23 protein-coding genes and 1 other RNA gene are annotated in these 26,822 nt (G+C 46.3%); 5 read left to right on the top strand and 19 right to left on the bottom strand.

From position 1 onward, the window contains the following. Nucleotides 1-23 precede the first annotated feature (23 nt). Nucleotides 24-2,750, bottom strand: a complete 2,727-nt coding sequence (gene secA / locus L9Q40_RS13650) for a preprotein translocase subunit SecA (RefSeq protein WP_014230809.1) — start codon at nt 2,748-2,750, stop codon at nt 24-26. 399 nt (nt 2,751-3,149) lie between these two features. Between secA and L9Q40_RS13645 the strand changes: the two genes are divergently transcribed. Then, on the top strand, nt 3,150-3,602 hold the full coding sequence (locus L9Q40_RS13645; protein WP_014230808.1) for a DUF721 domain-containing protein: 453 nt from the start codon (nt 3,150-3,152) through the stop codon (nt 3,600-3,602). Between the two features lie 75 nt (nt 3,603-3,677). Here the strand turns inward: L9Q40_RS13645 and lpxC are convergent, their stop codons facing one another. The 16 genes from lpxC to rsmI all read right to left on the bottom strand — a co-directional run bounded on the left by lpxC (nt 3,678) and on the right by rsmI (nt 22,066). Beyond that, nucleotides 3,678-4,595 (bottom strand): UDP-3-O-acyl-N-acetylglucosamine deacetylase, encoded by a 918-nt coding sequence (lpxC, locus tag L9Q40_RS13640; RefSeq protein WP_014230807.1) that lies wholly within the window; start codon nt 4,593-4,595, stop codon nt 3,678-3,680. A 101-nt stretch (nt 4,596-4,696) separates the two neighbouring features. Beyond that, nucleotides 4,697-5,932: a cell division protein FtsZ gene (ftsZ, locus tag L9Q40_RS13635; RefSeq protein ID WP_020335892.1), complete on the bottom strand. Its 1,236-nt coding sequence runs from the start codon at nt 5,930-5,932 to the stop codon at nt 4,697-4,699. Between the two features lie 30 nt (nt 5,933-5,962). Further along, nucleotides 5,963-7,225, bottom strand: coding sequence for a cell division protein FtsA (ftsA, locus tag L9Q40_RS13630; protein WP_014230805.1), 1,263 nt, complete (start codon nt 7,223-7,225; stop codon nt 5,963-5,965). Beyond that, nucleotides 7,218-8,000, bottom strand: a complete 783-nt coding sequence (locus tag L9Q40_RS13625; protein ID WP_024372778.1) for a cell division protein FtsQ/DivIB — start codon at nt 7,998-8,000, stop codon at nt 7,218-7,220. The genes ftsA and L9Q40_RS13625 overlap by 8 nt, the downstream gene beginning before the upstream one ends. 191 nt (nt 8,001-8,191) lie before the next feature. Continuing rightward, nucleotides 8,192-9,649, bottom strand: coding sequence for a UDP-N-acetylmuramate--L-alanine ligase (gene murC / locus L9Q40_RS13620; protein ID WP_498793597.1), 1,458 nt, complete (start codon nt 9,647-9,649; stop codon nt 8,192-8,194). A gap of 23 nt (nt 9,650-9,672) precedes the next feature. Beyond that, a complete protein-coding gene (gene murG / locus L9Q40_RS13615; RefSeq protein ID WP_498793596.1) occupies nt 9,673-10,740 on the bottom strand; it encodes an undecaprenyldiphospho-muramoylpentapeptide beta-N-acetylglucosaminyltransferase in 1,068 nt (355 codons plus the stop codon). Beyond that, nucleotides 10,727-11,923, bottom strand: a complete 1,197-nt coding sequence (ftsW, locus tag L9Q40_RS13610) for a cell division protein FtsW (protein ID WP_014230801.1) — start codon at nt 11,921-11,923, stop codon at nt 10,727-10,729. Before ftsW ends, murG begins: the two co-directional genes overlap by 14 nt. A 21-nt stretch (nt 11,924-11,944) precedes the next feature. Then, the gene (gene murD / locus L9Q40_RS13605; protein ID WP_498793595.1) at nt 11,945-13,258 is read right to left on the bottom strand and encodes a UDP-N-acetylmuramoyl-L-alanine--D-glutamate ligase; all 1,314 of its coding nucleotides are present in this window, start codon (nt 13,256-13,258) and stop codon (nt 11,945-11,947) included. Nucleotides 13,259-13,296: 38 nt separating this feature from the next. Next, nucleotides 13,297-14,379 (bottom strand): phospho-N-acetylmuramoyl-pentapeptide-transferase, encoded by a 1,083-nt coding sequence (gene mraY, locus L9Q40_RS13600; protein WP_014230799.1) that lies wholly within the window; start codon nt 14,377-14,379, stop codon nt 13,297-13,299. Then, nucleotides 14,379-15,743, bottom strand: a complete 1,365-nt coding sequence (locus tag L9Q40_RS13595) for a UDP-N-acetylmuramoyl-tripeptide--D-alanyl-D-alanine ligase (RefSeq protein ID WP_498793594.1) — start codon at nt 15,741-15,743, stop codon at nt 14,379-14,381. The genes mraY and L9Q40_RS13595 overlap by 1 nt, the downstream gene beginning before the upstream one ends. After that, nucleotides 15,740-17,221: a UDP-N-acetylmuramoyl-L-alanyl-D-glutamate--2,6-diaminopimelate ligase gene (murE, locus tag L9Q40_RS13590; protein ID WP_498793593.1), complete on the bottom strand. Its 1,482-nt coding sequence runs from the start codon at nt 17,219-17,221 to the stop codon at nt 15,740-15,742. Before murE ends, L9Q40_RS13595 begins: the two co-directional genes overlap by 4 nt. Before the next feature lie 61 nt (nt 17,222-17,282). Beyond that, complete coding sequence (locus tag L9Q40_RS13585) at nt 17,283-19,076, bottom strand: peptidoglycan glycosyltransferase FtsI (RefSeq protein ID WP_020335884.1); 1,794 nt, start codon at nt 19,074-19,076, stop codon at nt 17,283-17,285. Next, a complete protein-coding gene (ftsL, locus tag L9Q40_RS13580) occupies nt 19,073-19,390 on the bottom strand; it encodes a cell division protein FtsL (RefSeq protein ID WP_020335883.1) in 318 nt (105 codons plus the stop codon). The genes L9Q40_RS13585 and ftsL overlap by 4 nt, the downstream gene beginning before the upstream one ends. A 5-nt stretch (nt 19,391-19,395) precedes the next feature. Next, nucleotides 19,396-20,346 (bottom strand): 16S rRNA (cytosine(1402)-N(4))-methyltransferase RsmH, encoded by a 951-nt coding sequence (gene rsmH, locus L9Q40_RS13575; RefSeq protein ID WP_498793592.1) that lies wholly within the window; start codon nt 20,344-20,346, stop codon nt 19,396-19,398. A 230-nt stretch (nt 20,347-20,576) separates the two neighbouring features. Further along, nucleotides 20,577-21,006: RNase P RNA component class A (rnpB, locus tag L9Q40_RS13570), an RNA gene on the bottom strand. A 196-nt stretch (nt 21,007-21,202) separates the two neighbouring features. Further along, nucleotides 21,203-22,066, bottom strand: a complete 864-nt coding sequence (rsmI, locus tag L9Q40_RS13565; protein WP_065296338.1) for a 16S rRNA (cytidine(1402)-2'-O)-methyltransferase — start codon at nt 22,064-22,066, stop codon at nt 21,203-21,205. 68 nt (nt 22,067-22,134) lie between these two features. On the opposite strand from rsmI, the gene L9Q40_RS13560 reads away from it, so the two are divergent. The 4 genes from L9Q40_RS13560 to L9Q40_RS13545 are packed head-to-tail and all read left to right on the top strand — an operon-like array spanning nt 22,135 to nt 25,585. Further along, nucleotides 22,135-23,949 carry a penicillin-binding protein activator gene (locus L9Q40_RS13560; RefSeq protein WP_065299119.1) on the top strand — a complete coding sequence of 605 codons (1,815 nt, stop codon included), beginning with the start codon at nt 22,135-22,137 and terminating at the stop codon, nt 23,947-23,949. Beyond that, nucleotides 23,933-24,301, top strand: a complete 369-nt coding sequence (locus L9Q40_RS13555; protein WP_065301954.1) for a YraN family protein — start codon at nt 23,933-23,935, stop codon at nt 24,299-24,301. The genes L9Q40_RS13560 and L9Q40_RS13555 overlap by 17 nt, the downstream gene beginning before the upstream one ends. Before the next feature lie 3 nt (nt 24,302-24,304). After that, complete coding sequence (locus L9Q40_RS13550) at nt 24,305-24,895, top strand: phosphoheptose isomerase (protein ID WP_014230789.1); 591 nt, start codon at nt 24,305-24,307, stop codon at nt 24,893-24,895. Nucleotides 24,896-24,916: 21 nt separating this feature from the next. Next, nucleotides 24,917-25,585, top strand: a complete 669-nt coding sequence (locus L9Q40_RS13545; RefSeq protein ID WP_014230788.1) for a BON domain-containing protein — start codon at nt 24,917-24,919, stop codon at nt 25,583-25,585. Nucleotides 25,586-25,644: 59 nt separating this feature from the next. Here L9Q40_RS13545 and sspB read toward each other — a convergent pair whose 3' ends face one another. Further along, complete coding sequence (gene sspB / locus L9Q40_RS13540; RefSeq protein ID WP_498793591.1) at nt 25,645-26,127, bottom strand: ClpXP protease specificity-enhancing factor; 483 nt, start codon at nt 26,125-26,127, stop codon at nt 25,645-25,647. Nucleotides 26,128-26,143: 16 nt separating this feature from the next. Next, complete coding sequence (gene sspA, locus L9Q40_RS13535; RefSeq protein WP_014230786.1) at nt 26,144-26,779, bottom strand: stringent starvation protein SspA; 636 nt, start codon at nt 26,777-26,779, stop codon at nt 26,144-26,146. Between the last annotated feature and the right edge of the window lie 43 nt (nt 26,780-26,822).

The following is a 26,822-nucleotide window of genomic DNA, read 5'->3' as shown; positions in this document are numbered from 1 at the left end:
TATCAATATGTGACTAAACTCTGTTAGTCAATTTTTCCGTGGCACTGTTTGTACTTTTTACCGCTGCCACATGGACAAGGCTCATTACGACCTACTTTGCGCTCATCACGAACGACAGGTTGGTGTGCGCCTTCAGATTCTTCACCATCAGCAAGCTGGTTTTCTGCAGCTGCATGTTGAGCTTGTGCACGGCGCGCAGCTTCTTCTGCTTGCGCACGACGTTGCTCTTCCATACGCTCAACTTCTTCTTGTTGTTGAACACGTACACGAGACAGAACGGTGATAACATCAGATTTCAACGCATCTAGCAAACCTTCGAACAGCTCAAACGATTCACGCTTGTACTCTTGTTTCGGGTTCTTCTGTGCGTAACCACGTAAGTGGATACCTTGACGCAAGTGATCCATTGCTGCCAAGTGTTCTTTCCAAAGCGTATCCAGAGTCTGTAGCATGACAGATTTTTCGAAGTTACGCAGTACTTGCTCGCCAACGACTTCTTCTTTCGCTTTGTAGACTTCAACAGCCAGTGAAATGATCTTTTCACGAAGAGCTTCTTCGTAAAGTTTGTCATCTTCTTCAAGCCATTGCTTAATTGGTGCGTCCAGATCGAAGTCCGCTTTCAGGCGTTCTTGCAGACCTTCAACATCCCACATATCTTCCAGAGATTGTGGTGGAATGTATTCATCAATGATCGCCGTCATCACGTCTTCGCGGTTCTGCTCGATCATGTCGCTGATATCGTCAACGCTCATCAACTCATCACGTAGCTCGTAAACGACTTTACGCTGATCGTTCGCAACGTCATCGTATTCAAGTAGCTGTTTACGGATATCGAAGTTACGACCTTCCACTTTACGCTGCGCTTTTTCAATCGAGCGAGAAAGCATTTTCGATTCGATCGCTTCGCCTTCTTCCATACCACTTTGGATCAAACTTGCCATGCGGTCTGAAGTGAAGATGCGCAGTAGTGAATCTTCCATTGATAGGTAGAAACGTGAAGAACCTGCATCACCCTGACGACCAGAACGACCACGTAGCTGGTTATCGATACGACGAGATTCGTGGCGCTCTGTACCGATGATGTGCAGACCACCTGCTTCCAACACTTTATCGTGTACGACTTTCCAATCCGCTTTAATCGCGTCGATTTGCTCTTGAGTCGGATTTTCTAACGTTTCAACTTTAGATTGCCAGCTACCACCAAGCACGATATCGGTACCACGACCCGCCATGTTTGTAGCGATAGTCACCGCGCCAGGCATACCTGCTTCAGCAACGATCTCAGCTTCTTTCTCGTGGAATTTAGCGTTCAGTACGTTGTGCTTAATCTTAGCTTTCTTAAGTGCATTAGATAGCAGCTCAGATTTCTCGATCGATACTGTACCTACTAGTGTTGGCTGGCCTTTTGCTACGCGATCTTTGATATCTTCAATGATTGCGGCAAACTTTTCAGCTTCTGTACGGTACACCACATCCGGCATATCATTACGAATCATTGGTTTGTTGGTTGGAATAACAACCGTTTCCAAACCATAGATAGACTGGAACTCAAACGCTTCAGTGTCGGCAGTACCTGTCATACCTGACAATTTCTCGTATAGACGGAAATAGTTCTGGAATGTAATAGATGCCAGCGTTTGGTTTTCGTTCTGAATCTTAACGCCTTCTTTCGCTTCTACAGCTTGGTGCAAACCTTCAGACCAACGACGGCCTGGCATAGTACGACCAGTGTGCTCATCAACGATGACAACTTCACCGTCTTCAGTAACGATGTAATCAACATTGCGTTCAAATAGTACATGAGCTCGCAGCGCTGCGTTCACGTGGTGAAGTAGGCTGATATTGGTTGGAGAGTAAAGCGTATCGCCCTCTTCCATCAAACCGTTCTTAACCAGAAGCTCTTCGACAAACTCTTGACCCGTTTCAGTCAGGTAAACTTGTTTCGATTTTTCGTCTAACGTGTAGTGGCCATCACCACGGTATTCTTCTGAATCTTCTTGATCTTGTCTCTCAAGATGTGGAATCAGCAAGTTGATTCGAGTGTATAGCTCAGAGCTGTCTTCAGCAGGACCAGAAATGATAAGAGGCGTACGAGCTTCATCGATAAGGATTGAGTCAACCTCATCGACTACGGCAAAGAAGCGCTCGCGCTGTACGCGGTCTTCATTGCGGAAAGCCATGTTGTCACGAAGGTAATCAAAGCCAAACTCGTTGTTGGTTCCGTAAAGGATGTCAGCTTGGTACGCTTCTTTTTTCTCTTGAGGTGGCATGTTTGGCACGTTGATGCCAACGCTCATACCTAAGAATTCAAATAATGGACGGTTTGTCTCTGCGTCACGTTTAGCCAAGTAATCGTTCACGGTTACAACATGAACGCCTTTACCCGCTAGTGCGTTTAGGTAAGCTGGAAGAGTTGCAGTTAAAGTTTTACCTTCACCTGTACGCATTTCCGCGATTTGACCTGCATTCAGGACCATACCACCAATAAGCTGTACATCGAAGTGACGCATGCCGTAAACACGCTTAGACGCTTCACGAACGGTAGCAAACGCTTCTGGAAGGAGTTGATCGAGAGTTTCACCTTTGTCCAAACGCTCGCGGAATTCAACAGTCTTTGCTTTTAGTTCTTCATCAGATAGAGCTTCAAATGTCGGCTCGTAGTTATTAATTTCTTTTACAATTTTTCTAAGGCGGCGCAGTGTTCGATCGTTGCGACTGCCAATAACTTTTGTCAGTAGCTTAGTTATCATTTTTCGTGAATCTCTCTTTCATCAGACCGTTCCCGATCTACTCGTAATGCCTTCAGTCTCTGCCAGTTTGGTACTAAGAATACTGATATAAATCATTTAACAAATGATATTGAGTCCAAACATCCATATTTCAAGGCTAAATTTAGAAACATTGGGGCTTAGTGTAAGGATTTTTAATCGATACAACCATAAATAGACCTATTTGTTTGAAGCACTCTGTAAATTTTATTGAAAGTGGTGATAGATTAGCCAAATTTTTAATTGTAACTCTCCAAATCTATCAATTTGCTTTCATTATGCGGCGTCCAAACCAATTGTAATAAAGACGCTAATGTAAACTATACCTAGATAGAAAGCTGCTCTAGAATAGCGGTATATCCACAAAATTAGATTTTACCTATGCGTGATCATCGACCAACCTCAACAGAGGATGTTATTGCTGAATCTCAGTTTAAGAAGATTCAAGAGCATGCTGGAGAAATCTTGCAGCTCAACAAAGCCTTACAGGATATCTTGCCTAAAGGCACGGCTGATCATTGCCGAGTTGCTAATGTCCGTAACGGTCATCTATTGATCGATGTGTCTAGCGCTGCCATCAAGATGAAGATCGACTACGATCGCCTAATGATCCTCAATAAACTCCGAACTCAAGGCTATGCAAAGTTGATCAGCGTGGATGTCCGAATTAATCCATCCCTTTATCGCAACCGGTACGAGCAAGACGATAGACCCAAGCGACCGCCGTTAACTGAGTCAGCGGCCAAATCATTAATGATTATTGCGGATATGGCGCCACCTAAAATTCAAGAGCGCCTGAAAAGACTGGCTGACATGGCTGATAAGTCAAAGTAATAATACGCTGAAAAGATTGAATTTTGGATAGAAAAAAACCAGGTCGAGACCTGGTTTTTTAAATTCAGTTTAAGCTTATGCTAGTACCATATTTGGTTCTGCAAATGCGACTGGAGAGCCCGCTTCTTCTTCGAATGTTGTCCATTCCCATGCTTCCTGATCAGCCAGAACAGCACGTAGAAGTTGGTTGTTTAGACCGTGACCTGATTTGAATGCACGGAACTCACCAATAATTGGGTGTCCACACATGTAAAGGTCACCAATTGCGTCCAATACTTTATGAGTAACGAACTCATTGTCAAAACGCAGACCTTCTTCATTAAGAATTCGGTAATCATCCAGTACGATAGCGTTATCAAAGCTACCACCCAAAACTAAGTTCTGAGACTGTAGATATTCAATATCACGCATAAAACCAAACGTACGTGCACGAGAAATCTCGCGAACAAACCCTTTAGATGAGAAGTCAAACAACAGGCGCTGCTCGTCAGACTCAATTGCAGGGTGGTTAAATTCAATCTCGAAGTCCATACGGAAGCCGTTAAATGGAACAAACTCTGCCCACTTATCGCCATCTTCGAAACGAACTGGTTTTTTAATGCGGATAAAACGCTTTGGAGCATTTTGCATTTCGATACCTGCTTGTTGAAGCAAGTATACAAATGGGCTTGCGCTACCATCCATAATTGGAATTTCAGGAGCGTCTACTTCAACAACAATGTTGTCGATACCCATACCAGCGAGCGCAGCATTCAAGTGCTCAACTGTTGAAATACGCACGCCTTCGTCGTTAACTAATGCAGTACATAGCATAGTGTCACGCACAGACGCAGGATCAGCTGGAAAATCTACAGGTGGATTTACATCTGTACGACGGTAAATGATACCTGTATTTGCAGCAGCCGGGCGCAGAGTAAGCGTGACTTTACGACCAGAGTGGAGACCCACACCAGTTGTTTTCACTATTTCTTTCAGAGTACGTTGTCTGATCATCTGCTTGCCTCTCTAAAGTGTGCTACAAAACACGGTCGTCTGTAACGTCGACCGTGAATGCTACCATAATTTTGAACCATGTCAAATTTATGGGTTAAAGATTAATCAGCCTGGCGACGCAAGAATGCCGGAATATCTAAATAACCGCTCTCTTTCTCTTGCTTTGGTGCCGCAGAGCTTTGGCTCGACGAAGCAGGAGCAGAAGACGCTGTATTTGTCGGCTGAGGAGTTACCTGTGGCTTCTCTTGCACTTGAGGTTGCAGAGTTTGTGCCGGCTTCTCTTCAGCTTGAGTTGCCATTGCTTGTTGTTGTGGCTGAGCTTGTGTAGTTGGTGCTACTTTCGCTTTACCACCAGCAACAAGGGTGATATCTGGTTTTCTCTCGTTACCAATACCTGTCGCTACAACAGTTACGCGGATTTCATCCGTCATATCTGGGTCTAGAGAAGTACCGATAACTACAGTTGCATTATCAGAAGCAAATGCCTTAACTGTATTACCCACTGTCTCAAACTCGTCAAGACGCATATCCAAGCCAGCAGTAATGTTAACAAGAACACCACGTGCACCAGCTAGATCGATGTCTTCCAGAAGTGGACTAGAAATTGCCATTTCAGCCGCTTCTTCAGCGCGGTCTTCGCCTTTCGCGATACCGCTACCCATCATTGCGTGGCCCATTTCAGACATAACAGTACGTACGTCAGCAAAGTCGACGTTGATCATACCCGGACGAGTAATTAGTTCCGCAATACCTTGTACTGCATTTTTAAGAACATCATTCGCACTTGCAAACGCTTCTAGCAACGTCACGCCACGACCAAGAACTTTAAGTAGCTTTTCGTTTGGAATCGTAATCAATGAGTCAACGTGTTTAGAAAGCTCATCGATACCTTGTTCAGCAAACGCTAAACGCTTCTTACCTTCAAAGCTGAATGGTTTAGTTACCACTGCAACAGTAAGAATGCCTAGCTCTTTGGCTACTTCAGCGATAACAGGAGCTGCACCAGTACCTGTACCACCACCCATACCTGCTGCGATAAAAACCATATCGGCACCAGTTATGGAATCTTTAATTCTGTCTCTATCTTCGAGAGCTGCCTCACGGCCGACCTGTGGATTCGCACCTGCACCCAGACCTTTGGTGATATCACCACCAATCTGAATAACATTGCCAACGCTTGTCTTACGAAGTGCTTGCGCATCAGTGTTAACGCTGATGAATTCCACACCTTCGATGGATTCACGCACCATGTGTTCAACAGCGTTACCACCGCCGCCACCAACTCCAACGACCTTGATTACTGCATCGTCAGACATTTCCATCATCGGTTCAAACATGTGTTGTCTCCGTTTATCCTGCAACTCAGGTTAAAACTCTTTTTGTATCCAGTTACGCAATTTACCGAAAAAGCCAGTAACAGATGAGCGTTTAGGTTCATTGTAATCGCTATCGTCACTAGACTGCATGTCTCTTGCGTAATGAAGTAATCCAACTGCCGTAGAATGGTACGGCTCTTTTACATAGTCAGTTAAGCCGCTGACTTCGAGCGGTTTGCCGACCCTTACTTGGTTGCGGAATACGCGTTCCGCACATTCGACGACCCCGTCCATTTGCGCAGCGCCGCCAGTCAGTACTACACCGGCTGCCAGATGGTGCTTAATGCCCTCTGCGCGTAATTTTGCCTGAACGGTATCGATCGTTTGGTTAACCAGTCCCATAAGCTCAGAGTAGCGTGGCTCTATCACTTCTGACAATGTTTGACGTTGCAGACTACGTGAAGGTCGCCCACCTACGCTTGGAACGTTAACCGTGTCATCCTTACTGACCAGTTCACTTAAAGCACAGCCATATTTTACTTTTATTTCTTCAGCATCGCTTACTGGCGTACCAAAAGCAAAAGCAATATCGCTTGTTACCGCATTTCCCGCGTACGAAAATACTTCTGTGTGACGTAGCGCACCACCCGTCCAGATTGCAACATCCATCGTGCCTGCGCCAATATCGACCACACAAACTCCAAGCTCTCTTTCATCCTCGGTAATTACTGCATTACTTGCAGCAAGCCCAGAAAATACAAGTTGCTCTACCTTAAGGCCGCAACGTTCTACCGCCTTAATGATATTGCGCGCCATGTCATTATGGCAGGTGATAAGATGGACACTTACTTCCATTCTTACCCCAGAGAGACCAAGCGGGTTTTTAATCCCTTCCTGGTAGTCGATGGTAAACTCTTGTGGAATCACATGAAGGATTCGCTGTTCATCACCGATTTTAATTGATTTTGCAGTATGGATAGCTCTGTCCATATCCTCTTGAGAAACTTCCTCATCAGATATCGTACCCATACCTTTTTCGATTCGGCTTGCGATATGCTTACCAGACAACGAAATGAATACTCGGCTGATTTGGCACTCGGCCATTAACTCAGCTTGATCAATTGCGCGTTGTACTGATTTTACAACCGACTCCAAGTCATTCACGCCACCTTTGTCCATGCCGCGCGAAGGGCTACTACCCGCACCAATTATGTTAATTTGGCCATCTGGTAAAATTTCGCCCACTAGAGCTGATACGGTTGCAGTGCCTATATCAAGACCAACAATAATGTTGTCGTCTGCGGCCTTAGTCATCTGTACTCTCTTCTAACTCTTCTTCAGGAAACCAACCGACTGCAGCTCCTGTATCGTACCTGAGATCGATATAACTGATTCTTTGCGTGTCACTACCAAGCTTGTTATAGAGTGAGAAAAAACGCTCTATACGCTCAAGAAGAGACTCTTTACCGAGCTCTAATCGAATACCGTTTTCAAGGATGATTTGCCAAGCTCGTCGCTCATTTAATACCAGAGACGATATCGCTAAACCTAGTTGCTGAAACTTAGGACTCAAATCACGGTAGGTTTGTAAAACCTCAGGTCCGCTATCTTTAGGTCCATACAGCTTAACTTTATCTTCCTTTACCAGACCAACATCCCCGTCGAATACCAAGCCGTTTTTATCCAACAACTCGTTGCCATTCCAAATGGCTTCAGGATGATGCTCTGTCAAAAAAACTTTTACTGTATCTGGCCATTGCTTTCGAATTGCTGCATGAGCAACCCATGGCAAGGCTTCAACACTTTGCTGTAATACATCGATGTCTTGTGACATAAACGTACCAATGTGGTCAATTCTGCTGAATGCAGTTTGAACATCATCAGCTTTGATATACTCCAACTCTCCTTGGAGCACTATTTTGGATAGAGGAAGTCTTTGGTCATCCCACATCCAACTGATCGCCGAGTACAAAACAGAACTAATTAAAGTCAAAACTACGACAAAAAATAGCGCACCTAAGATTTTATTTTTGCGACCACGATTATTATCCGTGTTCAGTCGCTCTTCATTTAGTGCAATATTCAACAACGTCTTCGTTTCCTGACCTTTGTCGCCTACCTTGCTCATGTTAATAACACACTAACAAAAGCAATGACTATAACCTTGAGATTATACTGAGCTCTAATAAACTATCAAACACTGATAACAATAAATCACAACGTTGTTGGCGCAAAATCGAGATCTAGGTCTTTATCTTAAAGCTCACACCGAATTTCAGTTTATCCCATCATTTTATTAATATTTAGCTCAAGAGCTGCCAGCTGTTTAGCTACTTTACCAACATCACCAGCACCTTGAGTTAAAATTAGGTCTCCGTCTTGTATAACGTTAGCCAAAACTGACGGTAATTGCTCGATTTCTGGAACAAAAATTGGATCTAGCTTACCTCTACTGCGAATTGTGCGGCATAATGCGCGTCCATCTGCGCCTGCAATAGGCTTTTCACCTGCAGAATAAACATCCAACATTATCAGCACGTCGACCTGCTCAAGTACGTTAGCAAAATCATCATACAAATCACGGGTTCGGCTGTAGCGGTGCGGTTGGAAAATCATTACCAAGCGCTTGTCTTGCCAACCGCTGCGCGCTGCATTGATCGTTACGCCGACTTCCGTTGGGTGGTGACCGTAATCGTCCACCAACATCGCATGGCCGTTGCCCGTATCAAATTCACCAAGGTGATCAAAGCGACGTCCCGTACCTTGCGTTCCCGCCATTGCTTTCAGGATCGCGTCATCTTCAATGTCATCTTCCGTTGCAACTGCGATTGCAGCTGATGCGTTGAGTGCATTATGACGACCCGGGATATTCAGAGTGATATCAAGATCGGCTCTGCCTTTACGAACCACTGTAAATTTACCTTGCTGGCCTTCTTGACGGTAATTCTCGATACGTACGTCCGCATCTTCAGAGAAACCATAGGTAATCACCTGACGGCTAATACGCGGAATTAACTCGCGAACGACAGGATCATCAATACAAACAATCGCTTGACCATAAAATGGAAGATTATGCAGGAAGTCGATGAAGGTTTGCTTCAGGGTTTCAAAGTCACCACCGTAAGTATCCATATGATCGGCTTCGATGTTGGTAACAATGCTCACCATTGGTTGAAGGTGCAGGAATGACGCATCGCTTTCATCCGCTTCTGCAATAAGGATACGGCTAGATCCAAGACGTGCGTTGGTCCCCGCACTTTTCACCAAGCCACCGTTAACAAACGTTGGATCAAGACCCGCTTCTGAGTAAATTTGCGTCACAAGCGCCGTGGTTGTGGTTTTGCCATGTGTACCTGCCACAGCAATGCCATGACGAAAACGCATCAACTCAGCCAGCATCTCTGCGCGACGAACAATAGGAATACGTAGCTCACGAGCCGCCATCACTTCTGGGTTTTCTTCGTTGATAGCTGTAGAAACAACAACCACACTTGCTTGCTCAACATTGCTTGCCTGATGCCCGATATAGATGGTTGCGCCTTTAGCGGCTAATCGTTCAGTTACCGCATTCTTTGCAAGATCAGAACCGGTAATTTGATAACCTTCGTTTAGGAGCACCTCAGCAATGCCGCTCATACCCGCACCACCAATACCGATGAAGTGGATTGATTTCACGCGACGCATTTCTGGAACCATGGCGCGAATCTGAGCTAAGTCTTGTGTATGTTCAATAGTCATCTGTTTCTATTCTCGATAATTCATTAACGCTTTTCAGTCAAAGCGACGATGGCTTGTGCGACAGTTTTGTCGGCGTCCAGTTTAGCGGCGCCACGTGCATGCTGAGCCATCTCTAGTAAAGTTTTGCGATCTAACTGCTGGATTTGCTCAGTGAGTGATTCAACCGTAAACACTGGTTGTTCAATCATTTTCGCGGCTCCGCATTCGACTAAATGATCCGCATTGAGTGCCTGTTGGCGGTCTTTGTGCATAAACGGTACGAAAATAGCGCCGACACCAGCGGCAGAAACTTCAGATACCGTCAAAGCCCCTGAGCGACACACTAACAGGTCTGCCCATGCATACGCTTCCGCCACATCATCAATAAATTCGGTCACTTCGGCATTAACCACATTGTGTTTCTGATATGCGGCTTGCACTTCTTGTGCTGAGCCTTTACCCGCTTGATGACGAATACAGTAGTCTTCACCTAAGTTAGCCATAACCTCAGGTAACGTTTGGTTAAGAATACGAGCGCCTTGGCTACCACCCATGACCAAAATCCGAATAGGACCCTGGCGGCCTTGCATACGAAGTGCTGGTTCAGCCAGTTGAGTCACATCCTCACGTACAGGATTACCGACAACCTCAGCTTTTGGGAAAGCACCAGGAAAAGCCTGAAATACTTTTTTAGCGATCTTAGACAGCCATTGGTTCGTCAAACCTGCAACGGCATTTTGTTCATGTAGAACAACCGGAATACCACTTAACCAAGCCGCAATGCCACCAGGTCCACTCACGTAACCACCCATGCCCAAAACCGCATCCGGCTTCCACTGTTTCATGTGAGTACGCGCTTGCATAATGGCATTGATAATTTGGAATGGTGCCGCCAGAAGACGCTTAACGCCCTGACCTCGCAAACCTTTCACTTTGATGAAGTCGATTTCAATACCATGCTTAGGTACCAAATCCGCTTCCATTCGATCCGCCGTACCTAACCAGCGAATCTCCCAACCTTGTTCCTGCAGTTGCTTAGCAACGGCAAGCCCCGGAAATACGTGACCGCCAGTACCACCAGCCATCACCATCAAACGTTTAGTTTTCTTCATTAGTTTGTTGTTCTGATTGTTGTTGCTCGCGTTTCAAGCGGCATTCGTGATCGATACGCAGCAATATGGATACTGCAACGGACATAATAATCAGACTGGAACCACCATAACTGATTAGCGGAAGGGTCAAACCTTTGGTTGGTACGATACCTGCGGCAGCGCCGACGTTAACCAGTGTCTGGAACGCGAACCAAATGCCAATACCGAACGCGAGGTATCCACCAAAGATTTCGCCGTCTTCAAAAGCACGCTTACCAATGTAAACGGCTTTCAGTACCAGACTAAATATCAACATCAGCACCAGCACGACGCCGACAAAACCAAGTTCTTCGGCCAATACGGCAAACACGAAGTCAGTGTGCGCTTCTGGTAGGTATTCGAGTTTCTGAATGGAGTTACCCAGCCCTTGGCCAAACCATTCACCGCGACCAAACGCCATCAAAGATTGAGTCAGCTGATAACCGCTACCGAATGGATCTTCCCAAGGATCGAGAAATGACGTTACGCGTCGCATACGGTAAGGCTCGACCAGAATCAAACCGACGACGGCGCCGATACCAGCGACCATCAGTGCGAGAAACTGGGTTAACTTTGCGCCCGCAATAAACAGCATGCCGAATAAGGTCACAAGCATTACCACAACCGTTCCCAAGTCTGGCTGTCCCAACAATAGTACGGCAAAAAATGCAAACACCATGATTGGCTTCATAAAGCCGCCAAAGAAGGTTTGACGCACTTCGTCTTGTTTTCGGACTAAATAGCCAGACATAAAGATAAACAGGGCCAGCTTCGCGACCTCGGCAGGCTGCAGGTTAAACAGCCCCAGAGGGATCCATCGAGAGGCACCATTTACAGACTTACCCGCTAGCAACACGATGATAAGCAAAGTAAAAGAGAGCCAAAGCAAATAGTGACTGCGCTTGAACCACTCTTCCAAAGGAACTTGGAGAATCACTGCTGATGTGATCAACGCAAGCACAAGAAAAGTCGCGTGACGGAACATAAAGTGGAAAGGCTGATCAGTCAGGCGTGAGCTGATAGGAAAAGAGGCCGACGTTACCATGATCAATCCCGTCAACATCAACCCCAACGCAATCCACACCAATTGGCGATCAAACAGTGCCTCTGGTGCAGGCTGCCTGAGCCAATTACTGATGTTGTGTTTAACGTTACCTAAACTCACGAAACGAGTGACCTTCAATTGTTATGCGTATTTTTTAGCAAGCGCGGCGAATACATCACCTCTTGCCATAAAGTTGTCGAATTGATCAAAGCTAGCACATGCAGGAGACAGCATCACCATATCACCCGCTTTTAACTGTGAAGATATTTGCTGAATCACATCTTCCATCGTATCGAAACGAGTCGCAGATGGATGCAATGGTAAAAACTCATCACCATCTTTACCAAAGCAGCACAATTGTAAATTCAGCGTCGCGAAAATCGGTTCTAATGGAGTGAAATCTGCGCCTTTACCAACGCCACCAACCAGTAGATACAACTTGCCAGTCAGCTCCAACCCCGATAGTGCCGCCATCGTGCTCGCAATATTGGTTGCCTTGGAATCATTGACCCATTTAACACCTTGATTATCTTCAACAACCTGGCAACGGTGTGTCAGTCCGGTGTAATTTTTTAGTGTATTCAATGTGTTGTGACAATCAACACCCGCAGCCTTAAGCAGTGCTAATACAACCAGTACGTTCGCTAAATTGTGCTTACCGACAAGCTTGAGTTCATCACTGGCAATCACGCGCTGGCCGTGATCAAGTAACCAGGTTCTCTCACCATCGGTTTCTAAACCAAACGCTTGCTCATCGCCACCAAAGGTAACCACAGGCATGTCATGATCTGGGAAGGTCTCCTGATCATCTCGATTCACTACCGCAAGCTCAGCATGATTAAAAATACGCAATTTTGCTGATCGGTAGTCGGCCATGCTTTCATAACGATCCATATGATCTTCAGAAAGATTCAGAAACGCTGCCGCTTTTAACTTGAGGCTAGACGTGGTTTCCAACTGGAAGCTAGAAAGTTCAAGCACATACAAGTCTGCTTCTTGATCAAGTAGATCGAGCGCAGGAACGCCAATATTGCCGCCAACACCAACGCTTAACCCAGCGGCTTTTGCCATTACGCCAGTCAAATCTGTTACCGTGCTTTTACCGTTTGAGCCGGTAATCGCTACAACGGGCTTAGTGACTGCCCAAGCAAACAGTTCAATATCACCGACAACAGGGGTCCCCTGGCCTAGTACAGACTGAATTTCAGGCGTCGCAAGTGCGATACCAGGGTTCGTCACCACCAAGTCAGCCTCTGCAAGCCACGCGGCATTCCAGCCACCGCTGTGCAGTTCAACCCCTTCAGGAAGGCGTTCAGCCCCCGGAGGATTAGCTCGAGTATCAATGACTTTAACCACCAGCTGTGGCTGATATTTTCTTAGGTGTTTAACGACAGAGAGCCCGGTAATACCGAGCCCTACGACGACAACACTATGTATGTTTTGCCAACGTTCCATATTTGTTCACACTGTAACTCTTGTCTGAGAAGGCGCGATTAACGCACCTTCAGTGTTGCTAGGCCAATCAGAACAAGAACAATAGAAATAATCCAGAAACGCACGATAACACGAGGCTCTGGCCAACCTTTAAGTTCATAGTGGTGATGGATAGGTGCCATGCGGAAAATACGCTGACCACGTAGTTTGTAAGAACCCACCTGAAGAATAACCGACAGGGTTTCCATCACAAATACACCACCCATGATAACCAGTACAAATTCCTGACGAACCAATACTGCGATGGTACCTAGCGCACCGCCCAAAGCAAGTGAGCCTACATCGCCCATGAATACTTGCGCTGGGTAAGTGTTGAACCACAAAAAGCCAAGACCAGCACCAACAATCGCCGTACAGACGACTACCAATTCAGAAGCGTGAGGAAGGTAAGGGATATGCAGGTACTCAGAGAAATTAACGTTACCTGTCGCCCAAGAAATAACTGCAAAGCCAGCTGCTACCAGAACCGTTGGCATAATCGCCAAGCCATCCAGACCATCAGTCAGGTTTACCGCGTTACTCGTACCGACAATCACAAAATAAGTGAAGATAATGTACAACATGCCCATTTGCGGCATGACATCTTTAAAGAATGGCACCACAAGTTGAGTTGCAGCAGTATCTTTGCCGTAAGCGTAAAGCGCGAATGCCACCACAAATGCAATTAACGACTGCCAAAAGTATTTCCAGCGCGCGATCAAACCATCGGTATTCTTACGCACTACCTTACGATAGTCGTCGACAAATCCGACAGCACCATAGCCAAGTAACACCGCAAGTACCGCCCAGACATAAGGGTTTGATAAATCCGCCCAAAGCAGAATAGTGATAGAAATTGCAGCCAAAATCATGATACCGCCCATGGTCGGTGTACCACGTTTACTAAAGTGAGATTCTGGGCCTTCGTTACGTACTACCTGACCGATTTGCAGCATTTGCAAACGCTTGATCATGATAGGTCCCATCCAAAGAGACAGGCCTAAGGCAGTTAGTACACTTAATATTGCTCGAAAAGACAGGTATTCAAACAAGCGAAAAAAAGAAAAATATGGCTGTAGCAGCTCGGCAAGCCAGATAATCATTAAAAATACTCCTTCAAAGCAGCAGCGACTTCAAACATACGAGCACCGTTCGCTCCTTTAACCAATATGGTGTGGTTTTCAGAAACGGTTTGGTCTAGATGCTGCTTGATGTAGTCAATCATATCTTGATGTGTCTCAAAGTGAGTGCCGTCGCACAGGTCACTGATTACCTTTGCGTCCGCCCCATACGTGAGAACGTGTTCAAATTTTTGTGGGGCAGCATGTTCCCCGACTTGACGATGAAGTGCAAGACTTTCCTCGCCCAATTCAGCCATATTGCCTAAAATCAACCAACGTTGTCCCTTGAAAGCAGCCAATAAGTCCACTGCGGCTTTCATCGCGGGAACACTGGCATTATAGCTGTCATCAATCAGCTTGACAGATTGACTCAGTTGCTCAACGTCTACTCGGCCTTTAACCTTATTAAGATTCAGCAGGCCAGATTGAATTTCTTCAATCGAGGCACCCATTTTTAGGGTAATAATTGCAGCCGCAATCGCATTCGCAACATTGTGTTGACCAATAATACCCAGCGATAGTTCAATTTCTTGTCCATCTTCGGCTAGGTGCAGAGTGAAGCTGGCTTTACCTTCTTCATTCATTACTATATCGGAAGCATAGAAATCAGCTTGAGTGTTACTTTGCGAAAAAGTGATCACCTTCTTATCGGCAAGGACTGATTGCCATAACGCATCACCCTGACTATCCAGGTTAACAATTGCGATTCCGCCAGCTGATAATCCTTGGTAGATTTCACCTTTCGCATGCTTAACGCCTTCAATGGAACCAAACCCTTCAAGGTGTGCCGCTGCAACATTGTTGACCAGCGCGATATCCGGTTTCACTAATTGAGTGGTATAGGCAATTTCACCGATATGGTTAGCGCCCAGCTCAATGACGGCATAGTCATCGTCGGCTTGCGAACGTAAGAGCGTTAATGGCACACCGATATCGTTGTTGAAGTTACCGGCTGTAAACAACACCTGACCTTTCAACTGAAGAATGCTCGCCACCATTTCTTTTACTGTGGTTTTACCGCAGCTACCCGTAATAGCAACCGTTGGCGTTTGGCAAGATTGGTGAACCCAGGCTGCGATTTCACCCAAAGCAATTTTGCTGTCAGCGACCACTACTTGTGGGACATCCACATCGAGACGTTTTTGCACCAGCAGAGCACCTGCTCCAGCGTCAACTGCCTGCAGGCAGAAGTCATGCGCGTCAAATCGTTCACCCACTAAAGCAACAAACAGCGAGCCACTCTCAATGGTTCTCGTATCGGTAGAAACCGCAGCGATAGTGATATCTTCACCGACTAATGCACCACGGGTAATTTCAGCAAGTTGAGATAAAGTTACTTTAATCATGATGACAGTCCTAATAGCTGCATTGCAGATTCTCTATCGGAATAATGGATCGTCTCGCCGTTACGAATTTGATAGTCTTCGTGGCCTTTACCTGCCAGCAAGATAATGTCTTGGGCTGACGCATTGTCGAGCGCATATGACAGAGCCTTGAAACGGTCGTGCTGAACAATCGCCTCGTCTGGTTTCGATAATCCAGCCAGCATATCTTTAATGATGAGTTCAGGGCTTTCGCTGCGCGGGTTGTCGTCCGTTAACACAACCTTGTCACCCAAACGCTCTGCAATTTCAGCCATCATTGGACGTTTACCTGGATCACGATCTCCGCCACATCCGACGATCGCCCAGAGCTGACCGTCACAATGCACACGCAGCGCCTGCAACGCTTTTTCTAATGCATCCGGGGTGTGCGCGTAATCAACCACGACTTTGGCTCGGTTATCTGTCTGGAACAGTTCCATTCGGCCTAATACCGGCTGTAATTGATTCGCCGTCGCCAAAAGCGCTTGTTTGTCAAAACCTAAGCTTAGCAAAGTCGCAAACGCTAACATCAAGTTAGCCGCGTTGAACTCCCCAATCAAAGGGGCGTATAAGGTGCCGCTGCCAAACATACCGTCAAAATCGATAGTAATACCAGATTCTGCATACGTAACGTTGCTGGCCCATAATGCGTTTGTGAACTCAGTTGTCTGCACTAAAGAAACTGCAATCGGATTTGGAAGATCTTTAGCCCACGCAGCACCGACTTCATCATCAACGTTAATGATGGCTTTTTCACACTGGTGCTGGGTAAAGAGGCTAAATTTAGCACTCGCGTAATCTTCCATCGTGCCATGATAGTCGAGGTGATCACGGCTCAGATTGGTAAACACGCCAGCCGAAAATGACAGAGCTTTCACTCGTCCTTGCACTAAGCCATGAGAAGAAACTTCCAGCGCCGTGTACTTCGCGCCCTGCTCAGCTAATGACGCAAGCGTATGTTGAATTTCCACCGCGTTGCCGGTGGTGTTCGCGGCTGCTTGCAAATTATCTAAGAAACCATTTCCTGTCGTCCCCATCACGGCCGCTTTCGAACCGATGAGCTCAATCCACTGCGCAATCAGTTGGGTGATGGTGGTCTTGCCATTGGTTCCTGTAACACCAATAAGATCCATTGTTGGATAGCGATAAAGTTGACCTGCCATTTCAGACAGACACTTATCCAAAGCACTCAAATAAATAACCGGAATGTCATCGACCAACTCTATGGTGCCATGCGTTTTGTTCTCACAGGCTTGTGCAATAACTGCATTCGCACCTTGCTGAATTGCCGCCGGAATAAACTTCCTTCCATCCACGACGTGCCCGACAATCGCAACAAAAGTGGTACCGGGTTGAACTCTTCGGCTGTCGAGTTCCAGTTCAGAGACAAGAACGGACGCTAAACTTGGGCAATCAACCCAAGAGGACAGCAATGTGTCCATACTGATGGCTTTAGTCATATTTGTTCTCCGAGCTTTGGCTCAGGTTTACTCAAGTTATTTGGCAGTAAGCTAACTTTGCTTACTGCTGGAATTTATTTTCATCGGGTGCCACGTTCAGGATCTGTAGCGCCCCTTTCATAATTTCAGAAAAGACCGGAGATGCCACTGAACCACCGTAGTAATCATCACCTTGCGGCTCATTGACGATCACAACGAGTGCGATTTTAGGGTCACTAACGGGGGCGAGACCTGCGGTGTAAGTAATGTACTCATCACTGTATCCACCCGCAGAAGCTTTACGAGAAGTACCCGTTTTTGCCCCGATTCGATAGCCCGGCACGGCCGCACGGCGAGCGGAACCACCTTGCTGAGTTACCGTTTCCAGCATATTAAGTACCTGACGCGCATGCTCAGGGCTAACGACCTGGCGAGACATATTGTTGTCGTTACTTTTTATAATATGTATCGGCTCGTATTTACCAAGGTTACCCAGCGTCGCGTACGCGTGAGCAAGCTGAATTGGTGTAATGGAAAGACCATAGCCGAAAGAAATGGTCGCTCTTTCAATTGGTGACCAACGCGAACGACTAGGGAAAATACCCGTTACTTCACCCACCAGATTCAAGCCAGAAAGCTCACCAAAACCGACCGAGCTGTATAAGCCCAGTAGCGCTTCAACAGGCATTTGCATCGCCAGTTTAGTCACACCGACGTTACTGGATTTTTTCAGGATCATTTCCAGGCTGGCTTTACCTACGGGAGAGACATCTTTTACCCGGCTTCCACCTAATCGAAGCACACCGTTCCCTGTATCAACGATGGTATCAGTATCTGCGATGCCATTTTCTAACGCAGCCAGAATCACAAACGGCTTAATAGTCGAGCCCGGCTCCATCGAGTCGGTAATCACGCGGTTCCGCATTTTGTAGCTTTGCCAATCACTACGATTATTCGGGTTGTACGATGGTGCGTTAACCATCGCCAGTACCGCCCCCGTTTTTACGTCCAACATCACAACAGAGCCAGAGGTTGCGCGGTGGTCGGCCACGGACTGTTTAATGGCACGATAAGCAATGGCTTGTAAACGCTGGTCAATCGTCAATTGCAACGACTTGCCTTCTTGCTTGTCCTGCCAGGCTATATTCTCTACCACTCGACCATAACGGTCTTTACGGATGGTTTTTTTACCTTCTTGGCCAGTCAGCCATTCATCATAGCTGCGCTCTACGCCTTCCAAGCCATGGCCATCGATGCCTGTTACTCCCACTAAGTGAGCACTAACCTCACCTGCAGGATAATAACGACGAGACTCGGATTTAAGCCCAACGCCCGGTAGTTTCAACTCACGGATGTAATTCGCCATGGCGGGACTAACCTGACGCTGCAGGTAAATGAAACGACGCTTTTCATTGCGCTTGATCTTGTCAATAAGACCTTGCCGCTCAACGCCAAGAACGTCCGCCAGCGCGTACCAACTTTGAGTCTGACTGAGCGCATTTTCTTTAAAGATGGTCGCCGGATCGGCCCAAACTGCTTCGACAGGTACACTGACGGCAAGAGGCTCTCCGTTTCTATCAGAGATAATGCCTCGTGCAGAAGGAATCGACTTAACTCGAACAGAACGAAGATCACCTTGCTTGATCAGGTTATCAGGCTCAATGATTTGAATGTACGCTACACGCCCAATGAGGAGTGCAAACGCACAAAAGACGAAAAACAGTAACAGATGGAAACGCCAACGAATCAAAAATGACTCTTCTACCTCGACTTTTGCCGCTTTTTTTTCGATTTTCTTCTCATCGACTGCAGCTTTTGTTTTTGCGGGAACCTTCCGCTTATTTCCTTGTTTGGTACTGGTTTTCTTTCTAATCATTTTAGTGTGATAACCACTTCTTTATCGCCATCAGGTCGTTTCATTTCAAGCTCCTTTTTTGCAAGGTCTTGAACTCGACTGTGTTCTGCCAGGGCGGTTTCTTCCAACATCAGGTTGCGCCATTCGCTGTCTAGTCGCTCTCGCTCAACCAGAGTATGGTCTTTTTCGGTGATCGCTTGACGCGCATGGTGGGTAGCAAATACCACTCCCATTGCTGATGCCAGAATAAGAAGCAACAACAATAATGGCCAACGACCAACTGTGAATAAGTCCGTGGCAATCAACTTAGCAAGGTTAGGAGTGGATTTCGTCATAATAATTAAAGCTTTTCAGCAATTCTTAACACTGAACTGCGTGAGCGAGGGTTTATGTCAATTTCTTGTTTACTTGGCTTAATCGCTTTGCCAATGGGTTTCATGTTCTCACTGCCCAGCTCTTTGATTTGAGCTTCGGTTAGTGGAATACCATGCGGGACTTCCGGCCCTTTACTCTCTTTGCGAATAAAGCGCTTAACCATGCGGTCTTCCAATGAATGGAAGCTGATTACAGACAGACGCCCTTGTGGAGCAAGAATACTTGCCGCCCCTTTTAGCGCGGTATCGATCTCTTCTAGCTCACTGTTGATGTAAATACGGAATGCCTGAAATGCACGTGTCGCTGGGTGTTTTTTCTCTTTAAAGCTTTTTGGCGCAGCTTCTGAAATTAGCTTCGCCAACTGGCCTGTACGAACCATTGGCTCGTTTTCTTCGTTTTCACGGTATTCCACAATCGCGCGCGCAATACGACGGGCGTGTTTGTCTTCACCAAATTCGCGAATAACCCAGGTGATGTCATCCAAATCCGCTTCCATTAGCCACTGAGATACCGGAATGCCCGTGGTTGGATCCATACGCATGTCCAGTGGGCCATCTTTCATAAAGCTAAAACCACGCTCAGCGTCGTCTAGCTGAGGGGAAGATACGCCAAGATCCAGCAATACACCGTCTACTTTGCCAACCAGATCGTAGTCTTGTGCGTATTCAGCCATGCCAGAGAAGGGACCATGAATAATGGTAAAACGAGGATCGTCAATCTTACCCGCTTCTGCGATTGCCTGTGGGTCGCGGTCAATACTGTAAAGTCGGCCGTTTTCACCTAGCTTAGATAAAATCGTACGGCTGTGACCGCCTCGGCCAAATGTTCCATCGATATAGATACCGTCAGGTTTGATAGCCAGGCCATCAATGGATTCATTTAATAACACGGAAATATGTTGAAAGGTTTCGGTCATAGCTTTCTCGTTGAATAATCTTGAAGCGATTTTTAGGGCGTGTTGTTCTCTCATGCTGATTTAATCAGCGAGTGAATAATAGTTCCTAGTGTACTGATTTCCCACATCATCGCCACCACAAGTCTAGAGTTAGACGTGATTTAACGCCAAGTTTATTGGTAATGACGCAGTCTGAGTCAATAAAATGCAAAAAACCCATCATTACTATAAAGTAATGATGGGTCTCGAATAGTTGGAGCCGACACATAAGCCGGGTTCTGTTCCGCTTGCGCGGCGGTAGCCATTCGTCTAGGCCAGCAATCACTCACTGGCTCGAGCAACCTACCCGCCTCCTTACGCGAGCAACGCAATGTGGAGGCCTATTTGGTCTTGCTTCAGGTGGAGTTTACCCTGCTACGAACTATTACTAGTCGCCCGGTGCGCTCTTACCGCACCCTTTCACCCTTACCTGATCCCTTACGGGCCATCGGCGGTCTTCTCTCTGCTGCACTTGTCGTAGGCTTGCGCCCCCCAGGCGTTACCTGGCACCTTGCTCTGTGAAGCCCGGACTTTCCTCCCCTTTGTCAGTCTCCCGAAGGACGTCAACGTCAGTTTCCCGAAGGACCTCAACGTCAGTCTCCCGAAGGACATCAACAAAGCAGCGACTACCCAGTCAGCTCCGGAGCGGATTGTATAGAGTTCTCACTTCAGAGTCTAGTTAGATCACAGATATGATGTAAGGAATGCATCAAGTGGTGCTTTTTTACTCTAACAACGCCCCAGCATGACGTCTGGTCAGAAGAAAAAAAGGGCTAATGAAAATCATCAGCCCTAATCCATTTTGCCAGGTAAACCTGTTTAGACAGAGGTCGCCTGACTAATCCAGGTTTTCTAAACCCCACTTATACAGAGCATTCTTTTTAAGGTTATGGATTTCTGCCACCAACGCCGCCGCCTTTTTGAGTGGCAACTCTTTGGTCAAAATACCCAGTGTGCGCAACGCGTCATCAGGCAAAGAGTCATCCGCCGTTTCACGATGGCCATGAATCAGTAACACCATTTCTCCGCGCTGTTGGTTGTCGTCGCTTTTCACCCACTCGATTAACTCTCCAAGCGGCATACCTTGAATAGTTTCAAACGTTTTGGTCAACTCTCGCGCCAAAACTACTTCTCGTTCAGGGCCAAGAACGTCTAACATATCTTGTAGAGAGTCTAAAATGCGATGTGGCGACTCATAAAAGATACAGGTGCGTTCTACCGATGCGATTTCTAAGAACTTGTCTTTACGTCCTTTGCTTTTAGGCGGTAGAAACCCTTCAAAACTGAAGCGGTCAGACGGCAAACCAGAAGCACTTAACGCCGTAATAACCGCGCACGCACCAGGAAGAGGCACAACTCTTACGCCCGCTTGACGACATTTTGTCACCAGATGGTATCCTGGATCGCTGATTAAAGGTGTACCCGCGTCAGAAACCAGAGCGATGGACTGGCCTGAAAGTAGCTTTTCTACCAAAACCTGTGCTTTTTGCTGTTCGTTGTGATCATGCAACGCAAAAGTTTTGGTTTGAATATTGAAGTGAGACAGTAATTTACCCGTATGTCGGGTATCCTCAGCAGCAATGATGTCCACATTCGACAGAACTTCGATAGCACGTTGGGTGATATCTGCTAAATTTCCGATTGGAGTCGGTACGATATAGAGAGTTGGCCCCTCATTCGGCAAATTATTTTTATCTGTCATTTGTTTACCATCACTTCAACGATTAATATAAAGACAATTTTGTACAAAATTATAGAGAACTCACGGCAATGATTAACCATAAGAGACTCAGTGTACCACGCATACTCACTCCTGTTGCACTAGCAATTACACTCGCCGCCTGTTCTTCAGGTCCGAGACAACCTGATGGTGTAGATGTCACACTGGAGCCTACCCAGTCAGTGCAGAGCTACATGATTCAAGCTGACAGTTCGGAAGGCAGCGTGCAAAACGACTGGTTGATCATGGCAGCCAAAGCCGCAATTCAAGCCAACCAATTTGATCAAGCTGACCTGCTGATCACACGACTTTCTCGCCAACAGTTGTCAGAAGTGCAACAGGCAGAGTGGCAACTGGCGCGAGCGACCATACAGCAAAAGCAAGGCAATTACTCTCAGTTACTTCAGCTACTGAACTTTAAGCCTTGGTGGAAACTACCAAACGACCAATGGAAGGATTACTACGCGTTACGTGCAGACGCTTACCAAAGCCTGAACCAGTCATTTGAAGCAAACCGTGAACTGGTCATGCTAGGTCATTACTCTTCGTCTCCTGAGCAACGTGAGATTTCCAGCCGTATTTGGATGAACTTCGGTAGCTACTCAGAAGCAGAATTGTCGTCGCTAAGCACCGCTCCAAACGAAGAAGTTTTGAGTGGCTGGTTGCAACTGGCGATTTACTCTAAAGCCATGTCGGGTAACCTTTCTCAGCTAAGAAATACGCTGGATCGTTGGTTAACGGAAAACCCTTCACACCCGGCTGCGGTTTACACACCTGAAGAAATTCAAAATATTCTGTCTCTCAACATTGTTAAGCCAAATAATACAGCGTTGCTACTGCCGCTGACGGGGAAATTCGCGCCTCAAGCACAGCTGATCCGTGAAGGCTTCATGTTTGCGATGATGAATGATGAGAATCGTGACGAGAGCACAAGCTTAACCGTGATCGATACGCACGCGTACAGTCCCGAGCAAATTAAGCAGCGCCTAATCAACGAGAATATTGATTTTGTTGTCGGCCCTCTGCAAAAAGAAAATGTGGAACTACTGCAAACTTCAATGGATGGCTCTGCAGCTGGCCCGACGATTCCAGCCCTAGCTTTGAACATTCCTGAAGAAATCCAACCGGGCAGTAATATCTGCTATCTGGCACTTTCACCAGAGCAAGAAGTGGCTCAGGCAGCTAAGTACCTGTTCAATCAAGGCTACAATTTCCCGCTAATTCTTGCGCCTAAAGGCAGTTACGGCGAGCGAGTAGTTGAAGCGTTTAATGAAGAGTGGAATAAATACAGCTCAAACAAAGTCGCAACCAGCTACTTTGGTGATAAACGCCAGCTACAAAAAGACATCAATGACGTATTCGGCCTGCAGGAAAGTAAACAGCGTATCGCTCAGATGCAATCGCTGATGAAAATTAAACTTGAAACTCAGCCACGTAGCCGCCGCGACGTAGATGCTGTTTACATTGTTGCAAGAAGTTCAGAGCTGACTTTGATTAAACCATTTATCGAAGTCGCGATTAACCCGGACGCCAAGCCACCACAAATCTTCTCTAACTCTCGTAGTAATAGCGGTGGCGCAACGTACGATGATTTGACTGGCATTATTTACAGCGACATCCCGCTATTGATTGACCCAGATCCGACGGTTGCAGCTGAAATGAAAGAGCTGTGGGCAGAACAATCCAATATGGAAGTCCGCCTAAAAGCACTCGGAATGGATGCCTACAAGTTGATTGGCGAACTGCCTCAGATGAAGCTTGTTCCGGGGCTATCGATACGAGGTCAGACAGGTGTGTTGAGCCTCGACAACAACTGTGTTGTACAACGTGAGCTAAGTTGGACCGAGCGTGGGGCTCTTCAGTAAACGTCAGATAGGTAATCAATATGAAACCCTGGCCAAGCAATATCTGCTTCGCCAGGGTTTACGCTTTGTCGAGCAAAATTTTCTGACAAAAGTTGGCGAAATTGATTTAATCTTCCAACAAGGTGAAACTATCGTCTTCGTCGAAGTCAAATATCGCAACAACGATCGTTTTGGCTCGGCAGCGGAAATGGTCACTCACGCCAAAATGCGTAAGCTGATAAAAACCGCCAACATTTGGCTAAGCCGCCAAAAACAATCCGTACATACAATCGATTACCGGTTCGATGTTATCGCCATTCATGACAGTGGCCGAGATATTAACTGGATACAAAACGCAATATCTGAAGGATAAGCGATGCTAGATAGCATTAAAGACAGCTTTACAGAAAGTATTCAAATTCAAATTGCAGCTGCTGAAGCACTGCCAGACGCTATTACTCATGCGGCTCAAGCCATGGTTTCGAGTTTGCTTAATGGTAATAAAATCCTATGCTGTGGGAACGGTGGAAGTGCCGCCAATTCACAACAGTTTGTCTCTTGCCTTTTAAATCGCTTTGAGACAGAACGTCCAAGCCTGCCGGCGATGGCGCTGACCGCTGATAATACTACCCTTACAGCCGTTGCTAACGACTACCATTATCAGGAAATCTTCTCTAAGCAAGTCCGTGCGTTTGGTCAACCGGGTGATATTCTTCTGGCACTGTCGACCAGCGGTAATAGCAAGAACATTATCAAAGCAATGGAAGCGGCGGTAACACGCGACATGACCATTATTGCTCTGACAGGCAAAGACGGCGGTGAAATGGCGGGGTTACTGGGTGAAAATGACGTCGAGATTCGAATTCCTTCGCATCGTACGGCACGCATTCATGAGGTTCACATGGTGACCTTACATTGCTTATGTGACCTTATAGACCAAGTGCTTTTCCCTGCTCACGAAGAATAACTCATATTGAGAGTCAGAATCATGCTACGTAGCCTCATCCTTTTACTTACCGTGTTTAATCTAAGTGGTTGTGCGGGTTTGTTCATTGCTGGCGCCGCAACGACAGCCAATATCGTCACGGACACCCGTACTACCAAACAGATCTGGCAAGATAACAACATTGAGTTTGAAGTCGCCGCCATTGGTAACAAACAGCCATTCAAAGGCCAGGCTCGTGTTTTTGCCAGCTCATACAATGGTACCGTGGTGCTGATGGGTCAGGCTCCAACTCAGGACTTAATCAGTGATCTTGAGAAAAGAACCCGTGCAATCACCGGCGTGAAAGTGATTCACAACCAAATGAAGCAAAAAGAGCCGCTGACAGTAACTCAAATCAGCAATGACAGTTGGATCACGACGAAAGTAAAATCCTCACTGCTTACTGATGAGCAGCTTAATGCTGTTAAAGTGAAAGTGATTACTGAAGATAGTGAAGTGTTTCTGTTTGGCTATGTAACAGAAGCACAGAGTCAGAGAGCAATAGAAATCGCACGTAACGTCTCTGGTGTAAAGCAAGTGATTAATGGGTTCCAGTACGGAAAGACAGAGCCCGTTGAAGTTGACTTACCGAACGATGGTACACAGCCAATTCAAAGTGATACAGACGAAGATAACGAAGAAAATGTTGAAGTATTCACGATAACTCAGTGATTGCTAAAGCATCAACTCAAGTATCAAGCAATAAAAAAGCAGCGGAATCGCTGCTTTTTTTATTTAATAACTCTTAAGCTTGGTTTGCCTTTCGGACGAGGTGCTTCACTTTCGCTGTCACCTGATTCCGACTCCGCAACTTGAACGTCATCACTAACCGTAGTAAACGACGGAGATTGCTCTTCTTCCATCGTTTCTTCTTCGATATTGGTATAAGCCTCTTCAGGTTCAAACATCGTACCTGCACCATTTTCACGTGCGTAGATAGCTTGAACCGCATAAACAGGCACAATTACCGAGTGCGGACGACCGCTAAAACGAGCATGGAAAGTAATCGCATCATTGCCCAACTCAAGATTACCAACGGCACGAGGGGCAATATTCAGGATAATCTGACCATCTTGAATAAACTCAACAGGTACACGTACACCTGGCATGGTTGCATCAACAACCAAATGAGGAGTTAAGTCATTGTCTACCAGCCAGTCATAAAATGCTCGAAGCATATATGGGCGGCGGGCAGTCATTTTTGCAATATCCATAATGTATCTAAATCGCTTAACGAACTAGACGCATTTCACGTTCAGCTTCAGTCAAAGAAGCAAGGAATGAATCACGTTCAAATACGCGGTTCATGTAAACCTTGATCTCTTTAGAGCCAGGACCAACAAGCTCAATACCAAGTTGAGGTAAACGCCACAACAATGGTGCCAAGTAACAATCGATCAAGCTGAATTCTTCACTCATGAAGTACTCATATTCAGCAAAGATTGGCGCTAGAGTCAGAAGATCGTTACGAAGTTTCGTACGCGCTTTTTCTGATTCTTCAGCGTTACCTTTCATTACTTTTTCAGCTAGTGAGTACCAATTACGTTCGATACGGTACATCATCAAACGGCTGTTACCACGGGCAACAGGGTAAACCGGCATTAGAGGTGGATGAGGAAAACGCTCGTCCAAGTACTCCATGATAATTTTTGAATCGTAAAGCGCGAGCTCACGATCCACAAGAGTTGGCACTGATTTATATGGGTTTAGCTCGATAAGTTCAGCAGGAAGGTTAGCTTCATCAACAAGCTCAACTTCAACACTTACACCTTTTTCAGCCAGTACAATGCGAACCTGATGGCTATACAAATCTGATGCACTTGAGAAAAGAGTCATCACAGAACGTTTATTGGCAGCTACAGCCATGGAGCCCTCCAGTACACTTACAAATAAAAACAATGGAGGCTAA

This window comes from Allocatenococcus thiocycli (assembly GCF_921292965.1).
In the GTDB taxonomy this organism is placed as follows: domain Bacteria; phylum Pseudomonadota; class Gammaproteobacteria; order Enterobacterales; family Vibrionaceae; genus Vibrio; species Vibrio natriegens.
Note: the sequence above shows the minus strand (reverse complement) of the source record. Positions and strands in the feature narration are given on the sequence as shown.